Origin of the sequence: Dolichospermum sp. UHCC 0259 (assembly GCF_009711935.1) — a bacterium.
Taxonomy (GTDB): Bacteria; Cyanobacteriota; Cyanobacteriia; order Cyanobacteriales; family Nostocaceae; genus Dolichospermum.
Map to the genome: position 1 here is coordinate 1 of NZ_VIKX01000127.1, position 13776 is coordinate 13776.

12 protein-coding genes are annotated in these 13776 nt (G+C 33.6%); all 12 read right to left on the reverse strand.

What is annotated here, in order from left to right; genetic code table 11:
- Positions 1-146: 146 nt before the first annotated feature.
- The 12 genes from dacB to gloB all read right to left on the reverse strand — a co-directional run bounded on the left by dacB (position 147) and on the right by gloB (position 13668).
- Positions 147-1616 (reverse strand): D-alanyl-D-alanine carboxypeptidase/D-alanyl-D-alanine-endopeptidase, encoded by a 1470-nt coding sequence (gene dacB / locus FJR05_RS10245; RefSeq protein ID WP_168644004.1) that lies wholly within the window; start codon positions 1614-1616, stop codon positions 147-149.
- 1 nt (position 1617) lies between these two features.
- Positions 1618-4869, reverse strand: a complete 3252-nt coding sequence (dnaB, locus tag FJR05_RS10250; protein WP_168644005.1) for a replicative DNA helicase — start codon at positions 4867-4869, stop codon at positions 1618-1620.
- 113 nt (positions 4870-4982) lie between these two features.
- A complete protein-coding gene (rplI, locus tag FJR05_RS10255) occupies positions 4983-5441 on the reverse strand; it encodes a 50S ribosomal protein L9 (protein WP_168644006.1) in 459 nt (152 codons plus the stop codon).
- Positions 5442-5661: 220 nt separating this feature from the next.
- Positions 5662-5952 carry a type II toxin-antitoxin system RelE/ParE family toxin gene (locus FJR05_RS10260; protein ID WP_168644007.1) on the reverse strand — a complete coding sequence of 97 codons (291 nt, stop codon included), beginning with the start codon at positions 5950-5952 and terminating at the stop codon, positions 5662-5664.
- A complete protein-coding gene (locus tag FJR05_RS26705; RefSeq protein ID WP_174783655.1) occupies positions 5945-6238 on the reverse strand; it encodes a hypothetical protein in 294 nt (97 codons plus the stop codon). Before FJR05_RS26705 ends, FJR05_RS10260 begins: the two co-directional genes overlap by 8 nt.
- A gap of 136 nt (positions 6239-6374) precedes the next feature.
- On the reverse strand, positions 6375-7874 hold the full coding sequence (locus tag FJR05_RS10270; RefSeq protein WP_168644008.1) for a TolC family protein: 1500 nt from the start codon (positions 7872-7874) through the stop codon (positions 6375-6377).
- 67 nt (positions 7875-7941) lie between these two features.
- A complete protein-coding gene (locus FJR05_RS10275; RefSeq protein ID WP_168644009.1) occupies positions 7942-9123 on the reverse strand; it encodes an ABC transporter permease in 1182 nt (393 codons plus the stop codon).
- Positions 9124-9370: 247 nt separating this feature from the next.
- Positions 9371-10894, reverse strand: coding sequence for an efflux RND transporter periplasmic adaptor subunit (locus FJR05_RS10280; protein ID WP_168644010.1), 1524 nt, complete (start codon positions 10892-10894; stop codon positions 9371-9373).
- 113 nt (positions 10895-11007) lie between these two features.
- Positions 11008-11406: a hypothetical protein gene (locus tag FJR05_RS10285; RefSeq protein WP_168644011.1), complete on the reverse strand. Its 399-nt coding sequence runs from the start codon at positions 11404-11406 to the stop codon at positions 11008-11010.
- Positions 11407-12089: 683 nt separating this feature from the next.
- Entirely contained in the window at positions 12090-12491 is a 402-nt protein-coding gene (locus FJR05_RS10290; protein ID WP_168644012.1) for a type II toxin-antitoxin system HigA family antitoxin, read from the reverse strand.
- The gene (locus FJR05_RS10295) at positions 12475-12774 is read right to left on the reverse strand and encodes a type II toxin-antitoxin system HigB family toxin (protein ID WP_168644014.1); all 300 of its coding nucleotides are present in this window, start codon (positions 12772-12774) and stop codon (positions 12475-12477) included. Before FJR05_RS10295 ends, FJR05_RS10290 begins: the two co-directional genes overlap by 17 nt.
- Before the next feature lie 120 nt (positions 12775-12894).
- Complete coding sequence (gene gloB, locus FJR05_RS10300; protein WP_168644013.1) at positions 12895-13668, reverse strand: hydroxyacylglutathione hydrolase; 774 nt, start codon at positions 13666-13668, stop codon at positions 12895-12897.
- Between the last annotated feature and the right edge of the window lie 108 nt (positions 13669-13776).

The following is a 13776-nucleotide window of genomic DNA, read 5'->3' on the forward strand; positions in this document are numbered from 1 at the left end:
GTAAAGGATTCACAGAATTAACACACTAGCCTGCGCCCTCGATTATATTGAACACAACACTCGTCCCCAAAGCTGTCCTCTCAGTCTAGACAACACATCATTTTAGTTCCCTATTTTTGAATAAAAAAAATTAATGCAAAATTATTTTAACATCGTTTTAACTGCGCCAATAAAACCACAATTTCGTCTATTGCTTTTCTCATGACTTTTCCCGGTTGTTCAGATTGATTTACCATAATACTAAAAACTAACGGTTCATAATTAGGTGCATTCACATATCCAGAAAGAGTAGAAATTCCTGTCATTGAACCTGTTTTTGCTTGCACTATTCCCGCAGCCGCAGTATGAAGAAACCGATTTTTTAGACTACCTTTAACACCAGAAATCGGTAAAGAAGTACGAAAAACTGCTGCTTGAGGTGATTTATCAATTCTTTGTAAAACTTGTACTAACGCGGCTGGATTCGTTAAATTTTTCCGAGATAAACCAGAACCATCTACAATGACATAATCTGCTGGTGCAACTCCTAATTGAGTTAAAGTTTCTCTGACAACTTGTAATCCGACATCAGCCGTATTTTGATTTTTTTCTGCTGGTTTCTTAGTAGCCAAACTTCTAAGTAAAGCCTCAGCATACAAATTATTACTATTCACATTTGTTTCTAGTAATAATTCCGATAAAGGTGGAGATTCTACTGCGGCTATTTCTTTTTCTTGTTTATTTTGACTAAGATTATTACCTACAGTTTCTTTAACAGTGATTCCCTGTCTAGAGAAATTTTGGCGAAATTGTCTGATAAAATTAGCAACTGGATCAAATACAGCTAAAGCGGTAATTTCTGGCTGGGAATTTACGGCTAATTGTCCTTTGATTCGCAGAATTTGTCCTTTTAAATCACGATTTACTTCTACAAAACTAGGTTCATTTGCTTGAGTAGTAACAGTATTATTTTCAATTTTCCACCAATATGCTTCTGTTGGTTCAGTCCATTTTAATTTTAATGGTTCTCCAATACTTTGTGGTAAAAAAGTTAATATAGCAGCATTTTCATTTAAAATTAAACTGTTAACTGTTGTACCATAATAAGCTTGTATATCTTCCCATTGCCAACTGGAATTAACTACTTCACCTTGAAAATAACTATCATCACCAATTAACTGATTAATTTGTCTAATTCCTTGTTGATATAGTTGTTTTGATAATATTGTTAATTGGTCATTTTTGAAACTTGGATCTCCCCTTCCCACTACCCGCAAAACACCATTACCATCATCATAAATGGAAGTACGAATCCGAAAATCTGTCCCTAATTGTTGTAATGCTGCTGCGGTAGTAAATAGCTTTATATTAGAAGCAGGAATAAAATACTTTTGGCTATCTTGACTATAAAGAATATTATCTGATGATAATGGTTTAACTAAAATTCCCCAACGGACTCGACTAAATTGAGGACGACTAATAATATTATTAATTGCAGATGATAATTGAGCAGGGCAAATTGATTTTGTATTAGTAACTTGGGGAACAGGTGTTTGTGCTTGGGCTATTTTTTGAATACTACTAATATTAATAGAAATAAATATTAATATCAAGCCGAAATAATTCTTTTTTGACATATTACCAACTCGGTTTAGCTAGATTTTTAAACTTTGTAAATTGTGGATCAAATAATAGTTTAACTGTTCCTGTTGGTCCATTCCGATGTTTAGCTATTATTACTTCGGCAATTCCTCTATCTGGAGTATCTGGTGAATAATATTCATCACGGTATAACATCATTACTATATCCGCATCTTGTTCAATTGAATTGTGAACAATAATATTATTAGCGATAAAGTTATGTAACTTATCAACTGTTAAATCAAATACTTCTTCTTCTCCATCTAATTCAATAGAGATAATTTCATCCCAGTAAACATCACTATTAGCAAGGGTAATTAATTGTTGTTGCAAATTTAATTCATCTAATCTTTTCCACCCATTAATAGTTAAAAATTTATGATTACCAGTAGCACGAATTTTTCGACCTAATCGAGTTGTTAATGTAAATACAGGTTTGATACCTGTAGAAAAAGCGTTACTAACAATAGCCTTTTCTAATTTCATTGTCCTTTCATTTAATGCCCAAATTGTAAAACCAGATTTACCTACTAAATCTTTAATTGGTATTTGTATTTCATCATCAGCTAATGTTACTAACGTATCTCCTGTTAAACATCCTGATTCTCTTAAATCAGATAACATGGGACGTTTATTGGTTCTTGCTTCTACTCCACGACTTAACTGTGATAAAGCAATGATTGGTACAGATAATTCTCTGGCTAAACCTTTTAAAGAACGGGTAATTCTTGATAATTCTTGGACACGATTATCACTACTACCTTCCATTAATTGCAAGTAATCAATAACTATCAATCCTAAGTCTTTAGTTTGTTCGGCTTGCAGTCGTCGCGCTTGACTTCGCATTTGTGTAACTGTAATATTCGCCGTATCATCAATAAAAATTGGCGTGTCTGAGAGTTTATCAATGGCACGGCTTAAAGGTTCCCATTGGGTTTGACTAATCCGGCCACTTCTTAGATAACTACTTTCAATTCCGGCTTCACTAGCTAATAGTCTTTGTACTAGCTGTTCTTTAGACATTTCTAAACTAAAAACCGCAACTGCTAATTGATAACCGGCTGCAATATTATGAGCAAGGTTAAGACAAAAGGCGGTATTGTGAACACAAATATCATTAGCAATAAAGTTGTGTGTTTTAGAAATTGTCAAATCATAAACTTGTTTGTTACCAACTGATTCAATAGAAATAATTTCATCCCAATATACATCACTATTTGCTAATTGCTGGAGTGGTAAGTTGTCTAATGCAGTGGCTAAAATCCATAATCTTTCTCGTGTTAATGCCCTTTTACCGACATGAATATTTGTATAACTTTTAATTCCAGCCCGTTTAGCTAAACTACTCCAAGTTTCGCTACCTTTGGCTGCTGCTATCTGTTCCCAAATTTCTATAGGTATTAAGTCACGATTGGTTTGATATCTTTTTTGAGATATTGCTGCTGTAACTTTTGCTAATGCTGCTTCTTTGCCAAAAATGCCAATTTCTGCAATGAAGTTTTTGATAGATAAAGCATCAGTAATATCTAATTGCCATGCTGGTCTACGGGTATTATTATATTTTACAGACCGTTTTTTTAAGGCAGCAATAATACCAAATCTTAATAACAGATGTTGAATTTGTCTTGCTAGTTTTTCGCTGACTGTACAATAACCTAATTGTGATTGACCACTATCAAGTAGAGTAGCCCAGCCGTCAGTGGCAAAGAGACGATTGATAAATAAGGATAATTGTGATTTTTCTAATTTAAAAACAATTGATGGAATCGTTTTAGCATGAGCATTTTTACCCCATAAACCTAATTTTTCTAACCAAATTGTCAATTCGTTTTTACTAGATTTTCTGATACTAGCAAATCCATAAGGTGCAAGTTTTTCTGACTCAATTTCTAGAGTTTTACATAATGACTCAAAGGTGTCATAATTTGGTACACACTCTCCTTTTTGCCACATACAAACTAAAGATGGAGTTACTTCTAGTTCATCGCTCAATTTTTTAGCAGATAATGAACGAGAACTAATAGCAATTTTGAGACTTTCTGCAAAAACCTGTCTTTGACTAGCAATAAATTCTAAATCTCCTCGAACACATAATGAAAGTGTCCGTTGTCCTTGGGAATCTTCCCGTCTTACTGACAAACCACCAAATTCAGTTACTGCTTGGGAAAAATCTGTTTGCAGTAATGGGTTACTGTTTGTAAATCTAGGAGTGCTATTAGTTAAACCACCATCACCAATTAAATATCCTAATAATTTGACTTCACACTCGCGGATAGTTTCTGTCCCAAACACATCTATTTTACGAGGGATGGCAATCTTATTTCCAACTTGTAAATTTTCTAATCTTTGCCAACCTTTAATAGTTAAAAATGGGTGAGTAATTGTGGTGTCAATTACCCGACCTAATCGAGTTGTGACGCGGAAAACTGGTTTAATCCCATCATCTATAAATGCAGATGGTTGGGTAAAAGTAAATTTCCAATCATTATTCAATGTTAATAATGAACCTTGCCGTTGCTGATATAATTCTTCAATTGTGGCAATTTGTCCGTCTGCTAAAACGATTTCTGAATCATAACTGAGACATTTTCCCATTGACGGCCTTCCGGCGACGATAATTAAATCAGAACGCTGAAAACCGCTGGTCATGGCATCTAAATCATAAAAACCACAAGGTATTCCTGGTAAAGCAATACCTTGATGTCGAGTTTCAATATCCTGAAAAGTATTAATTAAAGTATCACCAATATGAACTAATCCTGATTGGGTTTTTTGTTGGGTGACGTTAAAAACTTTTTGTTCGGCATTGTCCAGAACAATTGGTAATTCTGTTTCTGTTTCAAAACCAAGATGGACAATTTCATTCCCAGCTTTGATTAATTGCCGGCGCAGGTATTTTTCCATGACTAACCCTGCTAACGCATCAATGTTGACTGCGGAAACTGTGCGGTCTACTAATGTTGCTAATTTATTTCTGCCACCAATTTGTGTTAGTTGATCATTGTCTGTCAACCAACTGGTTATAGATAGTAGGTCTGTGGGTTTTTGCTGGGTATGGAGACGGAGGGCGGCTTGATAGATGGTTGTATGGGCGCTAATATAAAATGCTTCGGGAACTAGGCGATCGCTCACTCGACCAATTGCCTCTGGATCTAGTAGAATACCTCCTAAGATGGCTTCTTCTGCCTCGATGTTTTGAGGTGGTAAACGATTACTACCATCACCTTGAAAACTTAGTTCTTCAGCCATAAAATTTAATTTAAAATTTTTGCGATTTTGGATTTTTATTTAATTATCCAAAACCAATATAAAAACATTGATAACCACAGATGATATATCTGTGGTGATTAATTAAGTCACCATTAGTTAGAGACGACTTCAATGTTAATTACTGCTGTTACTTCAGCATGGAGTTTGATTTCAGCTTTGTAAGTACCCAATTGGCTAATATCGGGAATGGTAATCCCACGACGATCTATTTCTATACTAGCTGCGGCTTGAATTGCATCTGCGACATCTTGAGTAGTAACAGTACCGAAAATAGCTTCATTTTCACCAACTTGCTTGGCAATTTTTAAACCAGCAATGTTTTCTAAAGCTGTTTTTTGCTCGGTTGCTTGTTGTTTGAGTTCTAATTGTCTTTGATATTCTTTCTCACGTCGGCGTTCCACTTGTTTGAGTAGACCGGGTGTAGCGCGAGCGGCTAAACTCTGAGGGATGAGGTAGTTACGAGCATAACCGGGGGCTACTTCTACCAAATCGCCGAGTTTTCCCAGCTTGGTAACATCTTTTGTTAAAACTAATTGCACACGTTTCGCCATTGTTTTTTGCTTTTCTTGGTAAAATCTTCGTTATTGGGGTGTCGCCGGGTGGCTCATAAAAGTGTAGCTTGATCCTCAGCGACTTTGAACGTACCCACAGCCTTGACATTGTAGCTAAATTGGGGGAGCGATCGCAACACTAAATGCTAGAAATTTGCAAACAGCAATATTTTTATAGATACAGCAAAGCGTAAGCTAACGCTTGCAATCTTGCAATTAACTAAATAGGTCTATTCTCTCGTCCATGATATATACGTAAAATAATCACATCATCCTCAAGAATAACGTAGTGAATTATAAATCCATGCTTACCAAAAGCAACTACAAGCTTTCGTAAGCCTACCATTTCATCTAAAATCGCACCGCGACGAGGATTTTTTTGTAAACTTCCCCCTGAAGAAACAATTGCTTGTACTGCGCGGACTGCTGCATCAGCATTACTAAGTGCTATAAAATCATAATGACGATTTAAGTCATTCGTAGCAGTTTCCGTCCAAACTATCTCAGCCATTATTGTTATGAATTGTTAAACTATTTGCCCATTTCTGGACTTGTTCATGTTTGACTCCTGAACCTGTACGAAGGTAGGTTTCTAAAGTAGATTTGCTTTGCTCAATCATATCTTTTTCACTAAGAGGCTGGAAATTTAACTCGGTATTTATCTCACCATACTCAAGTGATTCGGTTGTTAAATTTTGTGCTTCTTGAGCTAATTCTGTGGCTAAAAATTGAATGGCTTTGATTTTTTCTTGATGAGATAATTTTTGCAATGAGGGTAAAATTTCTGTTAATGTCATAGAAATTCAGGGGTAAGGCTATTTATATTATACTGTTATCTCAGTCTGTTTCCCATAGATATAGCTTGTTCTTCGCGCAGCGTGGCACAGGTATCACTTTTTTGAAGTCAAAGTGGCTGTTTACACTACAATCAAGTTAGTTTACCCATTTACTTGTAGTGATTCCCAAAAACTGTTCTAATTGAGTGATACTATTAAGATGATTAATAATCGCATTTAATTCTTGATTTTGAGCATCAACTAAACTTTTTTCAAAGTTAATAATATCCGTCATTGAAATATTACTACTTAATCTCATTCTTTCCTTAGCATTTATCACTTTTGATCCTGCTAACTTTCGTGCTTGTTGTGCTAACTCAATTTGCTTAAAAGTATCTTTGACATTACGAGTTTTATTTTTCAACTCCTCATTCAAATTATCCTGAGTTTTCGCTAGAGTGTAATTAGCATTTTGTAAGCTAATCTCACTTTTAACTACCGCATTATCTTGACTAAGATTACCAAATTCACGATTTAAGACTAAAGACGAACTCAAATTATTTGTATCTGGAGTATTAGAAGCACTATTAAACCCATAACTCAGATTTAATTTTAAATCCAATTGTTGTTGATTTTTAGCTTCTGTTATCCCAAATTTAGCATTTTCCACAGCATTAACAGCAGCAAGATAACCAGTATTATTCGCTTTAGCTAATTCTAGCATTTCTGTGAAAGCTGGTAAATTTAAACTTGTTGGAGGATCAGGTTTTTCCATAGCAATTAGTTTTTTTGTTATGGATAAATCTATAATTTTAGTTAATTCAGAAATTGCTTGTTCTAAACTTGATTGTATATTCACTAAATTTACTTCTTGTTGAGCAATATCAGCTTGACGCTCAACCAGATCATTTTTAGGAATTCTCCCAAATTCAAATAATGCTTGTAATCTCTCTAAATCTTTTTTAGCATTAGCAAAAGATAATTGTTCAATTTTCAATCTTTCCTGAGCTAATAATAAACTTCTATAACTAACTATAGTATTAGTAATTGTTTGAGAAGTAGTATTTTTGAGATTCAAAATATTAGCATTTTCTGTCAATCTTGCTCTTTGAATACTCAGAGTATTTAATTGTGTACCAAAACCTTTTAATAAAGGTTGGCTAAAATTAAGGTTGACACTTTGACTCAGAGTATTTGTATCTGAGGAAGTATCTAATGAGCTAGTACGAGATAAAAGATTTTGTCCTTGCCATGTTAAACTTAAATTACCACCTGTAGGAACTTTTAAATTAAAATTAGCACCTAAAAGAGCAGTTGTATTATTATTTTTATTACTACCAATTTGATTATTATTCAAATTTAAAGATAGCTGTGGTGTAAAAGTTGGATTAAATTGAGATTCAGTTTCAGCTAATTGTTTTTGATCTAAAATACGTTGTAGATACGCTATTTTTAAATCTCGATTATTTTGTAAAGCTAAATAAACAGCATCAGCTAATTTTAAAGATAACTCCTGACTAGAGTTATTTAATAGTAATTGTAAATCAGAATTAGATTTTGGTAAATTTTGGTGATTAGGCATATTTTGACATTTTCCTAAACCCGGAAATAGAAAAATCAAGAGCAAAGATGATATTGGTAATAAAAAACGATTCATAGTAAAAAAATTGAGTAGGTTTGGTTGACGCAAGGAAACCCAACATTAACATTATTCTAAACCTTGCTTATTGAGAGCGTAAAGCTTCAACAGGATCTAATTTACTAGCTCTTAGTGCAGGTAAAAAGCTAGAGATAATACCTACCATAATAGCAGAACTTAGAGAAACTAAAGGAGTTTGATAACCAAATTGATAGGGTAAATTCAAGAGAGTTACAGTTATAATTGTAATTCCTTGTACCGTAGCTATTGCGATTATTCCTCCTGTCATACTAATAAAAGTTGCTTCTAGTAAAAACTGAATTAAAATATTTTTTTGTGTAGCACCAATAGCTCGTCTTAAACCAATTTCCGAAGTACGTTCCACAACTGATGCTATAGTAATATTAGCAATTCCCACACCTCCCACAAATAAAGAAATACTCCCGATAACTAAGAGAATAATAGTCACACCATTTAATACCTTTTCTAAACTTTTTACCTGTTCAACATTGCTAGAAGCGTAAATATCTACATTAGGAAATCTTTTCTTTAAAATGCTAATTGCTTGATTTTGGATTTGTTCTATATTTTCTGGATTCTTTGGAGTAATCGTAATTTTATCAAAAAAAGGACTTGATTTGAGAGATTGATAAACAGATAAAGGAATCAATATCAATCCTTGTTCTTCTCCCCATGAATTACTTTTTCTAGTTTGGATAACACCTTGAATATAATAAGACTTATTTTGAAAATAAATCATTTGTCCTAATGAACTTTTACCTTTAAATAGTTTTTGTGCGAGTAATTGATCTATCACAACAACTGAACGGGTTTGCTGTAAATCATTAATTGTAAAAAACTTACCAGCAATTAATTTTCTTCCCGAAATATGTAAAAAATCGGGTGTTACTGCTTGACTTTCTACATTGATTTTTTGAGTTCCCCAAAAAATATCATCATTACCACCATTTTGTACAGGAGCGATATATTTCCAACCAGATAAATTTGTTTTTAACCATGCTAAATCTTCGCTTTGATATTTTTCTAGTTGAGACGTAACCGAATTATAAGGAGACTGAATAGAAATTTGCGGAGATTCCATTTTTTGTAATTGCGTCTTTAAATATATTTTTCCAATATCACTTACTTGTAATGTGCTGCTCACAGCAAATACACCCATAAAGACACCTAAACTACTCAAAAATGAGCGCAAGGGATTACTGCGTAAAGAGCTAAATGTTAAAGATAATAAATCATTGATGTTCATTGGGGTAAATATGTTAAATTTATTCTTTATTATCGGTAAGGGTTTAGGTTTTAGTTTTAGAAGAAGCCAGGGAATAAATTCCCTGTCTTATAGCCCAAGTCGGTTAAAACCGACTATTTTGATCTGTTTATTTTATTTTTGAGAATACAGTTTTATTTTTAATTAAAAATAGTGCGTTTTAACGCACTTTAGCTATGAGACAGGGAATTTATTCCCTGGCTATGTTTTTTACTACAATAGTATATTATTACTGCATTTTTATGACAACATGATCTCCCACATTTAAAGGATTTTCTAGAGAAGGAATTAATACTTCATCTCCCGCGTTTAAACCTGATTTAACTTCAATATTATCTAATCCTTGTAATCCAGTTTTGATAATTCTTTTAAAAGCCTTACCTTGTTGATCTTTTATCCAGACAAATGTTTCTGATTCATTTTGTTGAATAGCTTCACTAGGAATAACTGTTACATTATCACGTTGAGCGATAATTAAAGCAACTGTCACTGGAGTTCCCGGAACAATATTTTTATTAACTTGATCTAAACGCACAATCGCTGTAATTTTAACATTATCTGTACCTTGATCATTATTTTGGGTATCTCCAGCTAATAAAGATATTTGTTGAACCTTACCAGTTAATTTTTGTGATTGAAACCCAACAATACTAATTTCAGCTTGTTGTCTAATTTTAACCTTAGTTGCGTCTAAAGGAGATAACTTTAATTCCACAATTTGTTGAGCAGGATCACCAATCACTAAAACATCTCCTTTCGGTTCAATCACATCACCTAATTTTGCTTGTAAATTGAGAACTACAGCATCAATAGGAGCAGTAATTACTGTTTTTCGTAATTCCTCAGCAATTTTTTGGCGTTGTATTTTGAGTTTATCTATTTCTCTCACAATTTGATTGAGTGCTAATTGAGCTTGGTTTAATTCTTGTACAGCTTGGTCAATTTTAGTTTTAGCTTCTTTCAATTTTTGCTGGGGTTCAGATTTATTATTTCTCACATCTTGCCAAAAGTTTTGTAATTCTAATTTCTGCTGTTCTAAATCTAAATTACTTAAAGATAATTCATCTTTAGCATTACTTAAATCTGTTTCAGCTTGAGTAACTTTTTTTTCTTGCTCTTTTAATTCAGTTTCCGAAATAAATCCCTTAGCGAAAAGTTGTTTATTTTCTGTTAATTTAATCTTTGCTTCTTTTAAATCAGTTATTTTACCAGTTAATGCTTGTTGTTTTCTGGTAACTTCTAATCTACGCTTTTGAATTTCCCGTATTTTCTCATCTTTTTTCCTGTTAATATCATTTCTAGAGGTACTTTGAATATTTCTATATTCTTGTTGAGTTTCTAATAATTTACTTTCTGCTCTTTTTAAAGATGATTGTTTATCAACAAGTTGTAAATTTTTCTCTTTTAAATCAGACGCAAATTCTTGTAACTTAATTTGTGTTTCTGTATCTCGCAATCGAACTAACGTTTGATCTTTTTTAACTTTGTCTCCAATTTTAACTAATACTTGTTCAACTGTTCCTGTGATTGAAGATTTAATACTTCTTTGATTATCTAATTTTAATATGCCACTCTCACCAGTAATTTTATCTTCTACTGTGTCTTGAGTGACTGTCACCATGCGAACAGGAATGGTTTGAGTTTTATTTTGAGTAACTATGGCAAAAATCAACCAACATACAAGAGTAACACTTGTTAAACTTGCCGATATGGTTAACCATTTAAATCCTGGTGGGACTTTAAAGTTTTTCATTATTCTTTATACAATTGAAAATAGAGACGTTGTATGCAACGTCTCTACAAAAAATTTATCACAAATTATAGTAGGTTGGATTGAGTAGTAGTAAAGTCAAACCTTAAGTTTAACTATTTCTTAGTAATAACTACTGCATTGTTTGACCTGTTTAGGTTAAAGAAAATATCGCATCGAGAATTGTAGGTTCTTCTAGTAGTAATATACCCTAGTGGTGCTTGTGAGCCACATATTACCATTCCTGATCTTGGAGTTTCTACTATAGAGCTATTAGGAGTAAAAGAGATACTCCAACTCCAACTGGGTACACATCTTGAAGTATACTGATAACTAGTAGCTACTTTACCAGAAGGAGATCCAATCCCACAGACGGGTGTAGATTGTTGAGCAACAAAGACGCGTGTAGATGATTGTTGATCAACAAATATAGCTTGCGCCAACTGTGTATGAGCGATAGAATATATGGCAAAAGCTGTGAGAGCTAAAGATGCCAAAGCGATTTTGTTCTTCATGGTTATAAGCCTTGTTAAACTAAGTTGTTTTGCTTAATTACTCTACAGGTAGATAGTTAAATCTAGTTAAGTAGTGACAAGTCAGTTGTCTATAGCCAGTATTACTTGTTTGTAAAAAAAAATAACTGTATTTGTACTGATTTGTCTCGAACCAAGAGTATCGAATCTTCATAAAAATGGCATATTCATGAAATTATGCTGAAATTAAACCGATATTCTAAATCAATATAAATGTAAAATTAGTTATAAGTAAACACAACTTATATCACTATCAGAAAGCTGTGAATAAACGTTAAATATTAGTATTGAGAAGGATTTAGTCAAAATGCTATTTTGTGTAAATATAACTATTGTTTTTGCCATTAATTTATCATACTTAGAGAATAATTACGTAAGCAACCTCGCTCAAACGATTATCCGTTAAAATACTGATAAAACCTGCGTGTGAATCAGTTGGAACAATAAAAAATGCCTGTGGTATTGCTAAATCAAAAATATTAACTTTGGCTTAACATTTTAAAAAATGGGTGAAACCGAAAAAAGCCACACCAACTTTAATGAAGCTATCCGAATATTCAACGAAATAGAAGCACCCAAGCAAGTTGAGAAAGTGGAAAAAGCGAAAGTCCAAAATTAAGCTACAGAAAAATCACTAAACTGCCGATATTCAGGACGAATAAATGCTATTCATGAAATAAATCTGCTTCTACATGAAAAAATTCTCCCAGTTTTTGGGCTAACTCTAGAGTTATTTTCTCTCTGCCATTTAAAATGTTATCAACAAAGCTTTCTGAACCCAAAACAGCTTGTAAATCAACTTTGCTTTTGTTAGATTGTTCCAACAGAAATAACAACATAGATTGAGGATCGTTTTGTTGATTAATCTCATAATATTCCTGTTCAAATTTTTCAATTAAAGTAATTAACAATTGATAAAGTTCATCTTCTTCAGGACTGCGTTTCCGGTGCATTAAATCTTCCACAATGGCTAAAGCTTGCTCATTTTCAGCTTCAGTTTTGATAATTTTGGGGAGATATGATATTAATAATTCCTTGTATTTCTCAGGATTAAAAGTAAGGGTCATCTTTCCAATTGTCCTTATCGTATTCCGCGTAAGTGAGGATATATTTAATATAAATTAATTGACCTTCGTAATCCATGCTAACAATCAAGCGGTATTTATTGCCTTTAATATTGAAAACTGTAAAATTCCCAACAGATTCAGCTTCTGGAAAAACCTGCTGTACTTCGACCAAGTTTGACCATTTAGCTTTACTAGCAGTTTTATACCAGTTGTTCAGTGATTCCTGACAATCTGCGTGATTTTTTGCATATTCTCTTACTATTCTAAAACTAATAACGTGCATCTTTATGTTTAAAACTTCTTTATGCTGACTTTTACCTAAAGCTTCTACCTCTCTTCTATGCTTATGGCGATACAAAGGGTTTAGCACTGCTAAACCCCTACAAATAAATCATCAAAATAATTAAAAATTATCCTTCATTCCCCGAATTCGGGCAAAGGTTTGGATACCATTATCACTCTTTGCTGTTGCTTGTAGAGATGGTTCTTCCCAACGTAAAAAAGGATTTGTAAGTTTTTCCAATCCTAAAATTGATGGAATTGTTGGCTCTAATTTATCCCGTTGAGCTTTAACATCTTCATAGCGGTTTTGTAAATCTGCGTTTTCAGCATCTACAGTTACAGCAAACCGCAAATTGCTTAAAGTGTATTCGTGGGCGCACCAGACGCGAGTATGATCAGGTAAAGCCCGGAGTTTACTTAAAGAATCTACCATTTGCCCTGGCGTACCTTCAAATAAACGCCCACAACCGCCGGCAAACAATGTATCACCACAGAACAATTCTCCCGGCTCTCCTGGGCTTGCTGGGGGGAAATAGTAAGCAATATGAGCGCGAGTATGTCCAGGTACAAAGAATATATTAGCAGTGCGATCGCTAAATTGGATGCGATCGCCTTCCTCTAAAAACACCTGCTGTCCCGGAATCCTTCCCCTGTCTTCCACACCTCCATAAACTTTCACATCAGGAAATGCTTTCATTAATTGTATATTCCCACCCACATGATCACCATGATGATGGGTATTAAAAATTGCCACTAGTTGAGCATTAATTTTTCTCAATTCGTCTAAAACTGGTTGTGCTTCCGCCGGATCAACAACAGCCGCAATATTCCGCACTGAATCGTGCAGTAAAAATATATAATTATCCGTAAGTACCGGCAAACGAATGATTTCCATAAGCTTTTTTCATTGGTGATTGGTGATTGGTAATTGGTAATAAGATACCTGTTTTTATCGTAGTTTTTCACTCTCCCCCCACTTTCGAGAGTTTATAGGGTAGGTAGA

Excerpts from the sequence above, each read along its gene's own strand:
- gloB (WP_168644013.1), bottom strand. The coding sequence starts at position 13,668 with ATGGAAATCATTCGTTTGCCGGTACTTACGGATAATTATATATTTTTA.
- FJR05_RS10280 (WP_168644010.1), bottom strand. The coding sequence starts at position 10,894 with ATGAAAAACTTTAAAGTCCCACCAGGATTTAAATGGTTAACCATATCG.
- FJR05_RS26705 (WP_174783655.1), bottom strand. The coding sequence starts at position 6,238 with ATGACATTAACAGAAATTTTACCCTCATTGCAAAAATTATCTCATCAA.
- dnaB (WP_168644005.1), bottom strand. The coding sequence starts at position 4,869 with ATGGCTGAAGAACTAAGTTTTCAAGGTGATGGTAGTAATCGTTTACCA.
- FJR05_RS10285 (WP_168644011.1), bottom strand. The coding sequence starts at position 11,406 with ATGAAGAACAAAATCGCTTTGGCATCTTTAGCTCTCACAGCTTTTGCC.
- FJR05_RS10275 (WP_168644009.1), bottom strand. The coding sequence starts at position 9,123 with ATGAACATCAATGATTTATTATCTTTAACATTTAGCTCTTTACGCAGT.
- FJR05_RS10290 (WP_168644012.1), bottom strand. The coding sequence starts at position 12,491 with ATGACCCTTACTTTTAATCCTGAGAAATACAAGGAATTATTAATATCA.
- dacB (WP_168644004.1), bottom strand. The coding sequence starts at position 1,616 with ATGTCAAAAAAGAATTATTTCGGCTTGATATTAATATTTATTTCTATT.
- rplI (WP_168644006.1), bottom strand. The coding sequence starts at position 5,441 with ATGGCGAAACGTGTGCAATTAGTTTTAACAAAAGATGTTACCAAGCTG.
- FJR05_RS10260 (WP_168644007.1), bottom strand. The coding sequence starts at position 5,952 with ATGGCTGAGATAGTTTGGACGGAAACTGCTACGAATGACTTAAATCGT.
- FJR05_RS10295 (WP_168644014.1), bottom strand. The coding sequence starts at position 12,774 with ATGCACGTTATTAGTTTTAGAATAGTAAGAGAATATGCAAAAAATCAC.
- FJR05_RS10270 (WP_168644008.1), bottom strand. The coding sequence starts at position 7,874 with ATGAATCGTTTTTTATTACCAATATCATCTTTGCTCTTGATTTTTCTA.